Origin of the sequence: Streptomyces candidus, assembly GCF_014207445.1 — a bacterium.
Lineage (GTDB): Bacteria > Actinomycetota > Actinomycetes > Streptomycetales > Streptomycetaceae > Streptomyces > Streptomyces candidus.
On record NZ_JACHEM010000007.1, the window covers coordinates 223,077 to 238,457 of the forward strand.

Genomic DNA, 15,381 nt, shown 5'->3' on the forward strand with positions numbered 1-15,381 from the left:
GGCACGGCGGAAGAGGCGGCCCGCGGGTGTTATCGCCGACGGGACGAGGGCACTCGAATTGTGCGCCGCCCGACGGCGCGCACACCCCGTACACCGACCAGGAACCTTCCGACAGGAGGAAACCGCATGACCACCGCACGCGACATCATGACCGGCGGCGCCGAGTGCATCGGCGCACAGGAGACCGTCCTGGACGCAGCCCGCAAGCTCACCCAGCTCGGCGTCGGTGCCCTGCCGATCTGCGGAACGGACGAGCGGCTCAAGGGGATGCTGACCGACCGGGACATCGTGGTGAAGGTGCTCGGCGCGGACAAGGACCCGGCCACTGTCAAGGCCGGAGACCTCGCCCAGGGCGAGGCCGTCACCATCGGCGCCGACGACAGCGCGGACGAGGTCTTCGCGACCATGACCTCGCACAAGGTCCGTCGCCTGCCCGTGATCGACGGCCACACCCTGGTGGGGGTGGTCGCCCTGGCGGATGCGGCCCGGGCCCTGTCCGACCCCAAGGCCGGCCAGCTCGTGGAAGCCCTCTCCACCGACTGAACCCGCTGCCGACAGGCCACAGACTGCCTGGGACCCGACACGGGCCCCGGGCAGCCACGTCCCGGCAGCAGGGTCGAGTAAAAGGAACCATGCACACGATGAAGCGACAGGGGCGCGCGGCGCTCTTCGACGTCGACGGAACCCTCGCCGACACCAACCACCTGCACGTCGTCACCTGGTGGGAGGCTTTCCGCCAGGCCGGTCACGACGTGACGATGCACGACATCCACCACGCGGTCGGCCTCGGCTCGGACGACCTCATCGCCCATCTGCTGGGCGAGGACCGTGACAAGGACCAGGACGAGCAGCTCAGCGCCGCCCACACGGCCCTCTACGGCACGTACTTCGCGCGCCTGCCCGCCCTGCCGGGGGCGAGCGCACTCCTGCACACCCTGCACGACAGAGGCTGGCGCATCGTCCTCGCGACCTCGGCGGGCGGTCCCGAACTCACGGCACTGCGACGCGCCATCGACGCCGACGACGTCATCGCGGGCATCGCCAGCGCCGACGACGTCGAGGCCGGCAAACCGGCTCCCGACCCCGTGCACCAGGCCCTGGAGATCGCCGAAGTCGAGCCGCAGAACGCGGTGTTCGTCGGCGACACGGTCTGGGACATGCAGGCCGGCGCCCGGGCGGGTGTGCATACCGTCGCCCTCCTGTCGGGCGGCATCCCGCGCGCCGATCTGGAGGAGGCCGGTGCCGCCGCGGTGTACGACCACCCGGCCGACCTGCTGCGCCAACTCGACGACAGCGTCGTCGCGCGTATGGAGAAGAGCACCGAAGCCCGCACGGAATGACCGGAATTGACCTGCCGTCCGTTTGAATTCCGACCCTCCGGTCACTCGCTTCGCACAGGGCAACAACGCCCGGCAGGCCCCGCCGGGGCTCGTAGGCCCAGGACGACGACCCGAGAAGGAGCGCTGATCATGGAGCGGTGGACAGAGCAAGCGGCGTGCGCGGAGGAGGACCCCGAACTGTTCTTCCCGGTCAGCAGCCAGGGCCCGGGAGCGGCACAGACCCAGCGGGCCAAGGAAGTCTGCGCCCGCTGCCCCGTCCAGGCCACCTGCCTGCGCTGGGCACTGGACACCGATCAGGTGTCCGGAATCTGGGGCGGCACCGGGGAGAAGGAACGCGCGGCGATCCGTCGCCGCGAGGTCTCCCGCGCCAGGACCAGGCTCCTCTCCTCCCCGTCCCGCTGAGCGGTCGGCGCCCTGCGGCGGGGCGCCGACCGCTCAGCCGTACCGGAGCGGGCAGAACCCTCGTGGGATCACGGAGTCCGTGCTGACCTGCGAGAAGGCCGCAGCACTGAAGCGTTAGCGGAACGTGAGTGGAACGACAAGGCGGAGCCCGAAGCTGAAGGCAGACCAGATGCCTGCACCAGGCATCGACCGCAACGACTCGTTCCACGGGAGCCCTCACATGCGTACCTCCATCCGCCGCCCCGCCGTCCTCGCCGCGACCGCCTTCGCCGCCCTGAGCCTGACCCTCACCGCCTGCAGCGACGGCACCGGTGCGAGGAGCGAGGAGTCCAAGGCGCCGTCCTCGGCAGCCAAGGCCTCCGCCGCGAGCCCGGAGGCGGAGGACAAGGCCGCGGGCGAGCCGGCCGACGCGGGCAAGGACGCCGGTGCCGCGGGCCCCGCCAACGGAACGGCCGGCACCACCGGTACGCAGACGGGCACCACCTCACCGAAGAAGACCGGCGGCAAGGCCCCGGCCTGCACCGTCAACGACGTCAGGATCACCGCGGCCAAGGAGGGCGTGCCCACCACCCGCATCACCCTGACCGCGAAGAACACCTCGGGCCGCGCCTGCACCATGGTCAAGTACCCGCTGCTCGCGTTCGGCGGGATCCAGACCGCCAAGGACGTGCCGGCCGTCGCCAAGAGCCAGCCGGGTGTCCCCGTCGTGCTGGAGCCCGGCGCCCCCGCCTACGCAGCCGTGCACATCAACAACGGCGGCGTCGACGAGAAGAACCGCGCCGTCACCAGCTTCTACGTGAACCTCTTCGCGACCGACGGCCCCGCCGAGGGCAGCAGGACCATCACCGTGCCGGGCGGCATCGCGGTCGACGACGCCGTGGCGAAGACCGGCTACTGGACGCCGCAGCTGCGCAACGGCGCCGACGAGTTCTGAGCGGCCGCACACGGGAACGGCCCGCCCGGCGTACTGCCGGACGGGCCGTTCCGTATCAACGGGGGAGAGGCGCAGCCGCTCGCCTCGACGGCGTCACACCACCGGGGCCGGGTACGTCGGGTACTCCACGCCGGAAACGTGCTGGACGACCCGGATGACCTGGCACGAGTAGCCGAACTCGTTGTCGTACCAGAGGTAGAGGATCGCGTCGTCGCCCTCGACCTTCAGCGCGCCCGCGTCGATGATCGACGCGTGCCGCGAGCCGACGAAGTCGCTGGAGACCGCGTCGGGGGCGCTGATGAAGTCGATCTGCCGCTTGAGCGGCGAGTTCAGCGAGATGTTGCGGAGGTGGTCGAGGACCTCCTCGCGGCTGGTCTCGCGGCCCAGTCGCAGGTTGAGGATCGCGATCGACACGTTCGGCACCGGGACGCGGATCGAGCTGCCGGTGATCCGCGCGTCCAGGTCGGGCAGCGCCTTCGCGACGGCGGAGGCGGCACCGGTCTCGGTGATCACCATGTTGAGCGGCGCGGACCGGCCTCGGCGGTCGGAGCTGTGGTAGTTGTCCAGCAGGTTCTGGTCGTTGGTGAACGAGTGGACGGTCTCCACGTGGCCGCGCAGGACACCGTACTCGTCGGCCATCGCCTTGAGCGGCGGCACGATCGCGTTGGTGGTGCAGGACGCGCAGGACAGGATCTGCTCGTCCGGCTTGATCGTGTCGTGGTTGACGCCGTGCACGATGTTCGGGACGTCGCCCTTGCCCGGCGCGGTCAGCACGACCTTGTCGATCCCGGGACGCAGGTGCTTGGACAGGCCCTCGCGGTCCCGCCAGCGCCCGGTGTTGTCGATCAGGATCGCGTTCTTGATGCCGTACTGCGTGTAGTCGACCGTCGTCGGGTCGTCGGAGTAGATCATCTTGATCGTGTTGCCGTTGGCGACGATCGTGTCGTTCGCCTCGTCGACGGTGATCGTGCCCTGGAACTGGCCGTGCACCGAGTCCCGGCGCAGCAGCGAGGCCCGCTTCACGATGTCCTGGCCCGCGCCCTTGCGGACCACGATGGCGCGCAGCCGCAGGCCGTTGCCCGAACCCGCCTTCTCGATGAGCAGCCGGGCCAGCAGACGCCCGATCCGGCCGAACCCGTACAGCACGACGTCGCGCGGCTCGCGGCGCTCGATCTTGTTCTCGCCCGTGGCGCCCGCGACGGCCTCGGCGGTGAACTCCTCCACCGACATGCCGCGGTCGTCGCCGCGGTAGGCCTCGGCGAGCAGACCGATGTCGATCTGGGACGGGCCGAGGTCGAGTGCGGTGAGCGCCTGGAGGAAGGGAAGCGTCTCGGTGATCGAGAGCTCCGCACCGGCTATCTGGCGGGCGAACCGGTGGGTCTTGAGAATGCTGACCACCGACTTGTTGACCAGCGAGCGGCTGTGCAGCAGGACCGTTACGTCCCGCTCCCGGTGCAGCTTGCCGATGATCGGAATCATCGACTCCGCGATCTCCTCGCGGTTCTTCCAGTGGGTGAACGAGTCGTCGTTGACAGTCACAGGTTTCTCTTTCGAGCTAGGCGGCGCTCATATGCTAACCCGCCCTGTTTTCGATCAAGCAGGTGGTCCCGCTCAGCCAGGAAGTCCGCCTGCGAAACCGGCCGCACACCGCTGGAACACGCGGTACGGGGGTCCTCGTCGCGTCGTACGGGCGGTCGGCAGCCGGACCGGCCAGGTGCGGACCGCGACGCGCACGCACCTCTGCCGTCCTCGGCGCTCCGACCCTGCCGGACCCGACCGTTTCGACCGCCTGCCGGGTCCTGTCAGTCGCCGCTGTCCTCCGGAACCTGTCCGGCACCGGCGGTCTCCGCGCCGGGCAGTGACGCCCGCAGGTAGCGGGCGGTCGTGGTCCGGGAGCCGTCCACCATCTCGGCGGGCGTGCCGGCGAACACGACCTGCCCGCCGTGCTCGCCCGCGCCGGGGCCGATGTCGACGATCCAGTCGGCGTGCTTGGCGACGTCCAGGTCGTGTTCGATGGCGATGACGGTGTTGCCCGAGTCCACCAGCCGGTCCAGCAGGGCCAGCAGGTTGCCGACGTCCGCCATGTGCAGTCCGGTGGTCGGCTCGTCGAACACGTACACGCTGCCCTGCTCGTGGAGCCGGTCGGCGAGCTTGACGCGCTGCCGCTCACCGCCGGACAGCATCGACAGCGAACGGCCCAGCGTCAGATAGCCCAGCCCCACCTCGGCCAGCGGGTCCAGACGGCGCACGATCGCCGGGTCGTCGAAGAAGCCGCGGGCCTCGGTCACGGTCAGGTCCAGTACCTCGGCGATGTTGCGTCCCTTGACCCGGTGCTCCAGCACCTCCTGCCGGAACCGGGTCCCGCCGCACAGTTCGCAGACGGTGGTGACCGGGTCCATGAAGGCCAGGTCGGTGGTGATGGTGCCGCGCCCCTTGCACTCCGAACAGGCCCCCTTGGAGTTGAAGCTGAACATGCTCGCGTCCAGCCCGTGCTCCTTTGCGAACAGCTTGCGGACCGTGTCCCAAATACCCGTGTACGTGGCCGGGGTGGACCGGGGGTTCATGCCGACCGCCGACTGATCCAGCACGATCGCCTGCGGGTGCTGGGCGGTGAAGACATGGCTGACCAAGGTCGACTTTCCCGACCCGGCGACGCCGGTGACCACGGTCAGCACCCCGGTGGGGAAGCCGATGTCGAAGCCCCTCAGGTTGTGCAGGCCGGCGCCGCGCACCGGCAGCTTTCCGGTGGAGGTGCGCGGTTCCTTCTTGAGCGGGGGCTGGGTCCTGAAGTGCCGGCCGGTGAGCGTTTTGCTGTCGGCCAACTCCTCCACGGTGCCGGTGAACACGATCTCGCCGCCCTCGGCGCCCGCGCCGGGACCCACGTCGACGACGTGGTCCGCGATGGCGATGACATCGCGGTTGTGCTCGACGATGAGCACGGTGTTGCCCTTGTCCCGCAGGTCCAGCAGCAGCCGGTTGAGCCGGTCCACGTCGTGGGCGTGCAGCCCCACACTCGGCTCGTCGAAGATGTACGTCATACCGGTCAGCGCCGACCCCAGGTGGCGCACCGCCTTCAGCCGCTGACCCTCGCCGCCGGACAGGGTCCGGGTGGGCCGGTTCAGGGTGAGGTAACCCAGGCCGACGGACGCGATGCGGCGCAGCGAGGCGAGCGCGGCGGGCACCACCGGGCCGCGCCACCGGTGCTCCACCTCCTCCAGGGCGGCGACCAGGTCACCGATCTCCATCGCGCAGTAGTCGGCGATGTTGCGGCCGTCGATCCGCGACTCCAGTGCCGCCTGCGAGAGCCGGGCGCCCCGGCACTGCGGGCAGGTCCGCTCGGTGACGACCTGTTCGGTGGACTTGCGCTCCTTGTCCTTGAGCGCCTCCAGACCCGGCTTCACGAACCGCCGGGTGACGCGTGGCACGATGCCCTCGTAGTCGTTGATGGCCACGTTGTCGAAGTCGTCGGGTCGGACCGTCTGGAAGCCCTCCCCGTACAGCAGGAGGTCCATCTCCTTCTTCGTGTACTGCGACAGCGGCTTGTCCGGGTCGAACACCGGCTCCCGGCTCTGCTCCCGGGCCCGGCCCTTCTCGTACCGGCTGATCTGCGCGTACCGCTTCCAGTAGTTGGTGCCCACCGCGAAGTTGGCGTGCCGGATCGCGCCCTCGTTCAAAGACTTGTCCAGGTCCAGCAGCTTGCCGACGTCGAGCTGGAGGGTGGCGCCGAGACCGTCGCAGTGCGGGCACATGCCCTGCGGGTCGTTGAAGGAGTAGAAGTTGGACGGCCCGGCGCTGGGCTCCCCGTACCGGGAGAACAGCACCCGCAGGACCGGGTTGACCTCGGTCATCGTGCCGACGGTCGAACGTGAGCCGCCGCCCACCGGCTTCTGGTCCACCACGATCGCCGGGGCCAGGTTCTCGATCAGGTCGAACTCGGGGCGCTCGTAGCGGGGCAGCCGGTTGCGGATGAACGCGGGGAAGACCTCGTTGAGCTGCCGCTGCGACTCCACCGCGATCGTGCCGAAGGCGATGGACGACTTGCCGGAACCGGAGACTCCGGTGACCACGGTCAGAAGCCCCAGCGGAATGCGAAGGTCCACTCCCTTCAGATTGTTGGCACGGGCCCCCGTCACCACGATGTGCTGCCTGTCCTTGCGCATGGACGTCCTCGTCTCCTCACTGGCCGGTCTCGTGCTGCTCCCGTGCTGCGTCAACCGCTCACACTGTGCCCGCCCCACCCGTCCCGGCGGCATCGGCGGCCAGATCCCCCATCGAGATCCGGCCACCCCGGGTGACCAGGTCCACCAGGAACTCCTCCGGGGACGAGGGCGGCGCGTCGACGAGCGCGGCGAACCACTCGGCGCTCGCCCGCCCGGTCCGACACAGTGGTCCACACACCTCACGGGCCCACCGGTATGGTCCACACCGCAATCCCCGATCCCCGACCACCCGCACGGAGCGACCCGCCATGCCCATACCCGCACGCCTGACGCCCCTCCTGGACCAGTACGACTTCGCCCGAAACCGCCTCGCCGCCCGGCTCACAGGCCCGTCCAGAGACAGCGGAAACGGCACGGAGATCGCTGCTGCGGCTCTGACGGACGACGAATACTTGTGGGAGCCGGTGCCCGACTGCTGGTCCGTACGCCCCCGGTCGTCCGGCTCCGGCCCCCGCGCCTCCGTCCTGCTGGGAACCGGAGCCTGGGGGCGCGACGCGACTCCCGCCCCGCACCCCGAGCCGCCGCCGTTCACCACCCTGGCCTGGCGGCTGGGCCACCTCACCGAACTCCTCGTCCTGCGCGCCGACCACACCGTCGGCAGCCGCACCCTGACCAGGGAGGACATGGAAGCCGCCGGCGACGCGGCCACCGCCGTCGCGGCATTCGAGGAGGGCGCCACCGCCTGGCGGACGGCCCTGCTCGACACCGACGACAAGGCACTCGACACGATGGGGCACAGCCGGTACCCGTACGGGAGCGACCCCGAGGACCCCTTCATCGAAACGGTCTGGTGGGTCAATCAGGAACTGCTGCACCACGGAGCCGAGATCGCCCTGCTCCGTGACCTCTACGCAGCCCGCCGGCGCTGAGCCGCGCCCCGCCCCCACCATGAGTGGGCCCCGGGAGAAAAGGCGGCCTTCGCCTTGGCCACCGGCGTCACCCCTGCCACGGACCCCCGGGAAGAACGCGTCCCGCGCACGCCCCGGCCGCCCCTCCGGGAAAGGCGTCCCGCTCACGCTCCGGTCAGCACCGCCTCCCACGCCTCCGCCGTCGCCGGATACCGGCCGGCCAGCACCGCACCGTCCCGCGCGCCGGAACCCACCGCCGCCCACTGCCCGTCACAGCCCAGCAGCTCCGCCACCGCGTCGCACGCCACGGGATACGCGGCGAGCAGCGCACCGCCGCGCCCACCGCCCTCATCGGCCCCCGGCAGGTCCGGCCCCGCTGCGGTCTCCTCCCGCCACGGCGGAACCCACGCGTCCAGCGCCGCCAGCCGGCCGGGGAAGATTCGCCCCGCCTCCCGGATCAGCAGCGGAGCCAGCTCCGATCCTTCGGCCCGCAACGACGTGATCAGGGTCGGCAGCCACGGCAGCAGCACCGGGTCCGGCAGCCGCGCGAACGCGTTCGACACCGCCTCCACCACGAAACCGGCGAGCGCGGGCACCGGTTCCAGGGCCTGTACGAACCCGCTCAGCCAACGCGGATACGCGGGGAGTGTCAGCGGGCTGGCGAGCAGTTCCTCGCACCTCGACCGCAGCTCAGTGAGCGGCAGCCGCCCCAGATGGGACTGCGCGGCCCACAGCAGCGCTGTCTTTTCCGGCCCCAGCGGATGCGACTGGGCGACGGCCAGCTCCAGCTGAGTACGGTCGCACCCCAGCGACAGCGCCAGCGACTCCATGCCGAACAGGAAACCCAGCGTCGCGGCCACCTGCCGCACTCCCGCGTCCTCGTCCGCGAACGCCGTCGGCAGGAGGGCGCAGTAGTGGGCGTACCCGGCCTTCGTGAAGGCCTCGACCCACGAAGGCAGCACCGGTTCGCTCGTACGGTAGTAAGCCAGCAGTCTGCGCACCCGGCGCAGGACGTCCGGCGCCCCGTCCACGGTCCGCTCCGTGGACAGCACCACCAGCGCGTGACGGCCCAGCTCGTCGGCGAGCCGGCCGCCGCCCAGGTACAGCGCGGCGTCCTCCACCGCCTCCAGAACGGTCGCCGCGGTGGCCTGCGGACCGTACGCGGTGCGGCGCAGCCGCTGCTCCAGCACCTGTTCGATGCTGACGCCCTCGTACCCCAGCTCGATCAAGGCCCGCTGATGCGTGCCCAGTGCCAGGTCCCACGACTCCTGGGTCGACCGCGCTCCCAGTTTCCGCTCGCCCATGATCGGCCTGGCGGTGCCCTGCGGCATCAGGCGGCGCAGCATCCACAACACATCGGAGCACGCCGCCAGTTCGGGTCGGGACGCGATGTCCAGCAGGGCACGTTGCACGCCCCGCCGCTGGAGCGCCAGGTTCAACGGTGCGAGCCGGTCGTGCACGTCGCGGGCCAGCGGCGGCAGCGCGTCGTAACCGACCTGCCCGATACGGTCGCCCCCCAGCATGATCTCGACGAGACGCCGCACATCGCGTCGCCCCGGCACGGTGTCCTTCTCGATGCAGGTGACGGCCGCATCCTGGAAGTCGTACGGCGTGGGCTTGGCCCGGTCGCGCATCCGGGCCAGCAGGATCGACGTCTCGAACACCGCGATGGCGTCGGCGGTCGACGCCAGGTAGCCGTTGCGGCGCGCGGCCCGCACGATCTCCACCGACCAGCCCAGCAGCTCCTCCTCGTCCAACCGGTCGAGCGCGGGAGGGTGCTGGAGGAAACCGGTCAGCCGGTCCGCCGGCACGGCTGTGGGGGAGGCCGCGGGCTCCTGCCGGCCGGTCTTCGCCTTCGACGTCTTCTTCGTCCCCGCCTGCCCCGCCAGCCGGAACGGCTTCACCCCGGTGCGTCTCAGGTTCTTCGCCCAGAGTGTCGCGGCGATCGACACCGACCCCGCGGCGAGGGAGAACTGCGCCTCGATCGCCGCGTGGCTCGACGGGATCAGCCCGTGCTGCCACTTGGTCGCGGTACGCGGCGCGATCTCGAAGGCGCCGGAGCCGTGCACGCCGAACTCCTCGACCCGGCTGGCCGCGTGAAAAGCGCCGCAGACGTAGAGGCAGTCCCGCGGGTCGGCACCGGAGGCGGTCAGATGTTCGCGCATCCGTGTCCACATGTAGCGTTCGCGGTCCTCGTCCACCCGCACCCTGTGCGTGTCACCGGGCGCCAGCCGCCGGAACAGGCTGCCGACCAGCAGCATGACCTGACGGTAGGTGTCGTGGTCGCTGCTCCCGAGCGGCAGCTCGACGTACTGGTGCCACCACTCCGACCAGTGCCGCACCTTGCCGTGCCGCAGCAGGTGCTCCTCCAGCTCGGCGAAGCGGGGACGCAGATCACCGATCTTCACTCCGACCGCGTCCCCGTGCAGGGCCGCCTCCTCCTCGGCGGGCGGTGCGTCCGGGCCCGCGGGTTCCTCCGGCGCCGTCCTCGCCCGCGCGTCCCACTGGAAGACGTGGTCCGAGGAGCGGTCCACCAGGACCAGCTCGACCCCGGGCGTGTCCAGGGCGTATGCGATGGCCTGGTACTCCGCCGAGGCCTCCGTGAGGGGCGCGACCACCGACAGTGGCGACCACTCGGCCGGGAAGCCGGACACCTCGGTGGCGAACGCCTGGACCGCCACCGGCAGCCGGCAGTTGCGCAACTCGGTGAGCAGCGGCGCCATGTCCTCGCACAGCTCCAGATACACCACCTTCGGCTGCTTCTCCCGCAGGCGGCGGGCCATCGCGAGTGCCGACGCGGGGGAGTGGTGACAGACGGGAAAAATCTCCAGCGGCTCGCGCGTCGCCCGGTCCACGTCGTCGACCATGCCCAGGAGGATGCCCTCCAGGGTGCCGGGTCCGTCGGCGCTGGCCGCGTCCGCGAAGGTCGCGGCGGCTGCCTGCAACTGCGCACGCAACCCTGCGAAGGCGCCCGCCTCGAAGGGGTCCTCCCCGTCGGGGCCGATCAGTACGCCGCTCATGACAGCGTCGCGATCGCGTCACGGCCGCCCTCCAGGAACTCCGGCCAACAGCCGCCCTCCTCCCGGCTGCGCGGCTCGACGACACCGTGCAGGTATGTGTTGAGGATGGCCAGGTCCTCCGGTTCGCGCCGGGCCAGCGAACCGACCAGCGAGGACGCGAGTGTCCTGGCAGTGAGGGCGCGTTCGCCGAAGAAGTTGCTGTGCAGGATCGCGTCCTCCAGCACGCCGATCTGCTCGGCGCTCGAAAGCGCCGACTCCAGCTTCTCGTCGTCGCTGCCGGCCGCTGCCGCCGAGGCCCGCAGATCGGCGAAGCTCTGGAGCAGCACGTCGAGCAGGGTCGGGGGCACCTCCAGGTCGAGCTGGTGACGGCTGAGCAGTTCCTCGGTGCGGAAGCGGACGATCTCCGCCTCGCTCCTGCGGTTCGTCACCACCGGGATCCGGACGAAGTTGAACCGCCGCTTGAGGGCCGACGACAGGTCGTTGACGCCCCGGTCCCGGCTGTTGGCCGTGGCGATGACGGAGAATCCGGGCTTGGCGAAGACGATGCCCTCGCTGTCCAGCTCGGGCACCGAAATGTACTTCTCGGAGAGAATCGAGATCAGGGCGTCCTGCACGTCGCTGGTGGAGCGGGTCAGCTCCTCGATGCGGCCGATCGAGCCGGTCTCCATCGCCGTCATGATGGGCGAGGGGATCATCGACTCCCGCGACTGCCCCTTGGCGATCACCATCGACACGTTCCAGGAGTACTTGATGTGGTCCTCGGTGGTGCCGGCCGTGCCCTGCACCACCAGCGTGGAGTTGCGGCTGATCGCGGCGGCCAGCAGCTCCGCCAGCCAGCTCTTGCCCGTACCGGGGTCGCCTATGAGGAGCAGACCGCGGTCCGAGGCCAGCGTCACGATGGAACGCTCGACGAAGCTGCGGTCGCCGTACCACTTCTGCGAGATCCTCCGGTCCAGGCCGTCCGAGGGCTCGGAGCCCAGGATGAACAGCCGGACCATCTTGGGCGACAGCCGCCACGAGAACGGCTTGGGCTGGTCGTCGACGGACTCCAGCCAGTCGAGCTCCTCGGCGTACTTGGTCTCGGCGGGAGCGCGCAGCAGATCGGACATGTCGTGCCTTTCCGGTCGGGTTGTGGGTGTATTCGGGCAGGCCGAACTCAGGTGTGGAGCCGGGGGAGGGGTGCCGCTAAGCGGTGAGGAAGGTTTTGAGCTCGTGGACGAGCTTGCGTATGTGGCCGGAGAGCACCGGCGTGCCGAGGTCCTTGAACCGCTCGCGGAACCACGGGTTGACGCTGCCGCGGCCCGCGCTGGTCACCGAGCCGACGGGGATGAACTTCGCTCCCGAGCGGTGAACTGCGGCCATGCTCTCGAAGAGCGGCCCGCTCTGCCATTCGTAGAAGTCGGAGATCCACACCACGACGGTGCTGCGCGGTTCGGAGATCTTCGGCCGGGCCAGCGCCATGGCCACCGTGCCGTCGGTGCCGCCGCCGAGCTGAGTGCGCAGCAGGGTCTCGAACGGATCGTGCACCCATGGGGTGAGGTCGAGCGCTTGGGTGTCGTACGCGATCAGGTGGACGTCGACCTTCGGCAGTCCGGCGAAGATCGACGCGAGGATCGTGCAGTTGACCATCGAGTCGACCATGGACCCCGACTGGTCCACCACGACGATCAACCGCTGGGGCGTCGTCCTGCGGGCGGTGTGCCGGTAGTAGAGCCGGTCGACGTACAACCGCTCCTCCTCCGGGCTCCAGTTGGTGAGGTTCTTCCAGATCGTCCGGTCGAGATCCAGGTTGCGGAAGACGCGCTTGGGCGGCACCGACCGGTCCAGTGCGCCCACCGTCGATTTCTCGACCTGGGTACGCAGCACCTCGGCGACCTCGTCGACGAACCGGCGGATGAGATCCTTCGCGTTGGCCAGCGCCAGGCCCGAGAGGTTGTCCTTGTCCCGCAGCAACTGCTCGATCAGTGACATGCTCGGTGTCAGCTGCGAGGCGAGCCGAGGATCGGCCAGCACCTCGCGCAGCCTCATACGTTTCACCAACTCGCCCTCGATCGACCCGAGTTCCGGGCCGATCGCCGGGATGAGGCGACTGAGACCGGGCGCGGCGGCGTTGCCACCACCGGAGCCGCTCGGACCGGTTCCGGCAGCCGTCCCGCCGCTCCTGCGCCCGCCCCGCAGCTCACCCGGCCTGCAGCCGAGCCCCCGTTCCAGCCAGCCCGCGTCCGACTGCCACTGCGCGAGCTGACCGGCGCTGACCGAAGCGGGCGCGGCGGCGAAGACGTTGAGCAGCACCTTCGACACCAGTGCGGCCCGCCGCACTTCGGCAGCCCGGTCGCGCGCCTCATCCTCCGAGACCTGCGGAATCAGCAACCTTTCGAACTCCGTGGCGAGTTCGGGATGACGCTGCACGACCGAGTCCACCGACGCCCGCGGGTCCAGCAGCGCGGCCGGCAGCCCGATGTCCTCCACGACGGCCAGACTCGCCGACTCCAGCGCGGCCTGCTCCTCGGAATCGAAGAGGCGCGCCAGCAGCCGCCAGTACAACACCTGACGCCGATTGTCGTCGGCATCGCCCGCTTCACCCGTCGGGGGTGTCTGCTCCTGCTGATGAGTCGTCATTTCCGCAACAGCCTCCCCGCCCGTTCGCGCAGCACGGTCACCGCATCCGTGGCAGCCTTCTCCCCCTTGGCGCCCACCTTGTCGGCAGTGCCCCCGGCCCAGCCCCCGGCATGCAGTGCCACCGGCTTCTTCCGTACGGTCGCCTCGACGGCCAGCGGCTGGAGACGGTACGACCCCGCGTCCCAGCGCAGGAGGCCGATGCACGCGCCCGACGCGGCGACCGCCTGCGCGGTGAGAGGTGACGCGACCGGGACGCGGTCGACGTCCACGGCCAGCGGATGCCCGCCAACAAAGAACGTCAGCACGCCGTCGCCCTCCGAGACCCCGTACCCCTCCAGGAAGACGGGCACCGCGATCCGCGCCGGATGCCGGTCCAGTGGTGCCGTCGCCGCGTCCAGGGCCGTGGGCAGCACGACGCGGGCGGTGACGAACGCATCTGCGCTCGCACCCGGCCGGGCACACGCGTCGTCCCAGATCAGGTCGCCCTCGACGGTCACCGGCATGTCCGTCAGCTCCATCGCCCGGCCCTCACCCGCCGCCGCCAGCAGCGACATGTGCGGCCGCAGCAACTGCCACAGACCCGCCCCGACGACCGAATCCGGCTTCGGTGCCGACACACTCGCCCGTACCACCCGCGGCGCAGCGCCGCCCACCGGCTCCAGCACCGCGTGGACCTGGGCCTGAACCGCCCCGGCGTGCTCCTGCAGATCGACGCCGAGCGGCAGCAGACGCCCCGTGACCACACCGGCGTCGGGCACCTCCGCCGTGCCGGGCAGCGTCAGCAGCAACGCCCGCGACCACAGATCCGCCCAACGGCGCACCGGCACCCTCTCCAGAGTCGCCCCCGGGCAGGATGCCGCGAGCTCGACCGCGAACCCGTCCAGCAGCGTCGCCGGCCTGCGCAGGCGCGGTTCTGCGAGCATCGCCTGAACGACGGGAGCCACCCCGGCCACCGCCTCGTGACCGATGCCTCGCCAACCGGTCCGCGCCAGGTCCACCAACCAGGAGCGCGCGGCCGCGTGCAGGTTCCCCACCGGCAGCCCGCCGCCCTGCGGCACCTCACGCTCCCGGGCCGTCCGCCCGGTCACCTCGGCGACCTGATCGATGAGCGCATCGTGCACGGAACCCAGCAACGCCGTACGCGCTGCGGCCAGGGCCACGAAATGGTCCTCGCCCCCTGCGCCCGCCACCGTCTTGTCCGCCGCCTCGGCCACCCGGCCCGCCAGCGGCGACCCCGCGACCGCCTGAGCGAGTCCCGTCACCCCCGCGGCCGTCGCCGCCGGAGGCCGCAACAGCCCACAGGCCAGCGCCGAGTCGAAACCGTCGACGGCCGCCAGCGCCTCGTCGAGCCCCTCGACGCGCTCCGCCAGTACGTCCGCACGCATCACGCCACCGCCCTGGTCGGCGGAAACCACTGCATCTCCGGCAACGGCGTGGTGACCGGTGCGAGTTCGAGGTACGACAGATGACGCAGGAACCGGCTGAACACCGGCGCGGCAGCCGCCGCGTCACCCTGTGGCGGCCGGGTGCTGCTCATGGCGTGCGCGATGCTCTGCGCGCTCGGCCCCTCGTCCCCGCCGGTCTCTGCCTTCAGGTAGCGGGCGACGCGCTCCGGGCCGAACTGCAGGACCGCCTCGCTGATCAGGGCCCGTATGTGATTGCAGTACGCACCCCGGGCACCGCCGCAGGGCCGGTTGTTGTTGGTGCTGCACGCGAACGCGTAACTGCCGGCCACGACCGACGACACATACACCCGCGCGATGTCCGAACCGCTGGAGACCACCCCCTGCAGCCGGCCGTCGGCCAGCTCGACGAAAGGAACCTTCGCCAGTCTGCGCGGCCTGGCGGGCGCGACCACCCGCGCCGTGCTCGACCTCTCCCACTCCGACAAGACACCATCTCCTAGGCAGCAAAAGGCACTTCCGTGCCTGTTCAGCGGGACACGACTGAACATATCCGCCACCACTGACAACGCCCCGGGCCCGGTGGATCACCCCC

13 protein-coding genes are annotated in these 15,381 nt (G+C 70.5%); 5 read left to right on the forward strand and 8 right to left on the reverse strand.

Annotated elements, in window-relative coordinates; all coding sequences use genetic code 11:
- Window positions 1-126: 126 nt before the first annotated feature.
- The 4 genes from HNQ79_RS16025 to HNQ79_RS16040 all read left to right on the forward strand — a co-directional run bounded on the left by HNQ79_RS16025 (window position 127) and on the right by HNQ79_RS16040 (window position 2,676).
- Window positions 127-543 (forward strand): CBS domain-containing protein, encoded by a 417-nt coding sequence (locus tag HNQ79_RS16025; protein WP_185031522.1) that lies wholly within the window; start codon window positions 127-129, stop codon window positions 541-543.
- 98 nt (window positions 544-641) lie between these two features.
- Window positions 642-1,340, forward strand: a complete 699-nt coding sequence (locus HNQ79_RS16030) for an HAD family hydrolase (RefSeq protein WP_185031525.1) — start codon at window positions 642-644, stop codon at window positions 1,338-1,340.
- 129 nt (window positions 1,341-1,469) lie between these two features.
- On the forward strand, window positions 1,470-1,742 hold the full coding sequence (locus tag HNQ79_RS16035; RefSeq protein ID WP_185031527.1) for a WhiB family transcriptional regulator: 273 nt from the start codon (window positions 1,470-1,472) through the stop codon (window positions 1,740-1,742).
- Between the two features lie 220 nt (window positions 1,743-1,962).
- The gene (locus HNQ79_RS16040; RefSeq protein WP_185031529.1) at window positions 1,963-2,676 is read left to right on the forward strand and encodes a DUF4232 domain-containing protein; all 714 of its coding nucleotides are present in this window, start codon (window positions 1,963-1,965) and stop codon (window positions 2,674-2,676) included.
- Between the two features lie 93 nt (window positions 2,677-2,769).
- Here HNQ79_RS16040 and HNQ79_RS16045 read toward each other — a convergent pair whose 3' ends face one another.
- The 3 genes from HNQ79_RS16045 to HNQ79_RS16055 all read right to left on the reverse strand — a co-directional run bounded on the left by HNQ79_RS16045 (window position 2,770) and on the right by HNQ79_RS16055 (window position 7,074).
- Window positions 2,770-4,215 carry a glyceraldehyde-3-phosphate dehydrogenase gene (locus HNQ79_RS16045; protein ID WP_185031531.1) on the reverse strand — a complete coding sequence of 482 codons (1,446 nt, stop codon included), beginning with the start codon at window positions 4,213-4,215 and terminating at the stop codon, window positions 2,770-2,772.
- Window positions 4,216-4,478: 263 nt separating this feature from the next.
- Window positions 4,479-6,836 (reverse strand): ATP-binding cassette domain-containing protein, encoded by a 2,358-nt coding sequence (locus tag HNQ79_RS16050; protein ID WP_185031533.1) that lies wholly within the window; start codon window positions 6,834-6,836, stop codon window positions 4,479-4,481.
- A 58-nt stretch (window positions 6,837-6,894) separates the two neighbouring features.
- On the reverse strand, window positions 6,895-7,074 hold the full coding sequence (locus HNQ79_RS16055) for a hypothetical protein (RefSeq protein ID WP_185031535.1): 180 nt from the start codon (window positions 7,072-7,074) through the stop codon (window positions 6,895-6,897).
- Window positions 7,075-7,144: 70 nt separating this feature from the next.
- On the opposite strand from HNQ79_RS16055, the gene HNQ79_RS16060 reads away from it, so the two are divergent.
- Complete coding sequence (locus tag HNQ79_RS16060; protein ID WP_185031537.1) at window positions 7,145-7,765, forward strand: DinB family protein; 621 nt, start codon at window positions 7,145-7,147, stop codon at window positions 7,763-7,765.
- A gap of 143 nt (window positions 7,766-7,908) precedes the next feature.
- On the opposite strand, the gene HNQ79_RS16065 is transcribed toward HNQ79_RS16060, so the two are convergent.
- The 5 genes from HNQ79_RS16065 to HNQ79_RS16085 form a co-directional block, all read right to left on the reverse strand.
- Complete coding sequence (locus HNQ79_RS16065) at window positions 7,909-10,764, reverse strand: DUF5682 family protein (RefSeq protein WP_221507783.1); 2,856 nt, start codon at window positions 10,762-10,764, stop codon at window positions 7,909-7,911.
- The gene (locus tag HNQ79_RS16070) at window positions 10,761-11,873 is read right to left on the reverse strand and encodes an ATP-binding protein (RefSeq protein WP_185031539.1); all 1,113 of its coding nucleotides are present in this window, start codon (window positions 11,871-11,873) and stop codon (window positions 10,761-10,763) included. The genes HNQ79_RS16065 and HNQ79_RS16070 overlap by 4 nt, the downstream gene beginning before the upstream one ends.
- A 76-nt stretch (window positions 11,874-11,949) precedes the next feature.
- Window positions 11,950-13,383, reverse strand: a complete 1,434-nt coding sequence (locus tag HNQ79_RS16075; protein WP_185031541.1) for a VWA domain-containing protein — start codon at window positions 13,381-13,383, stop codon at window positions 11,950-11,952.
- Window positions 13,380-14,798 (reverse strand): hypothetical protein, encoded by a 1,419-nt coding sequence (locus HNQ79_RS16080; protein ID WP_185031543.1) that lies wholly within the window; start codon window positions 14,796-14,798, stop codon window positions 13,380-13,382. The genes HNQ79_RS16075 and HNQ79_RS16080 overlap by 4 nt, the downstream gene beginning before the upstream one ends.
- Window positions 14,768-15,274 (reverse strand): hypothetical protein, encoded by a 507-nt coding sequence (locus HNQ79_RS16085; RefSeq protein ID WP_185031544.1) that lies wholly within the window; start codon window positions 15,272-15,274, stop codon window positions 14,768-14,770. Before HNQ79_RS16085 ends, HNQ79_RS16080 begins: the two co-directional genes overlap by 31 nt.
- Window positions 15,275-15,381 lie beyond the last annotated feature (107 nt).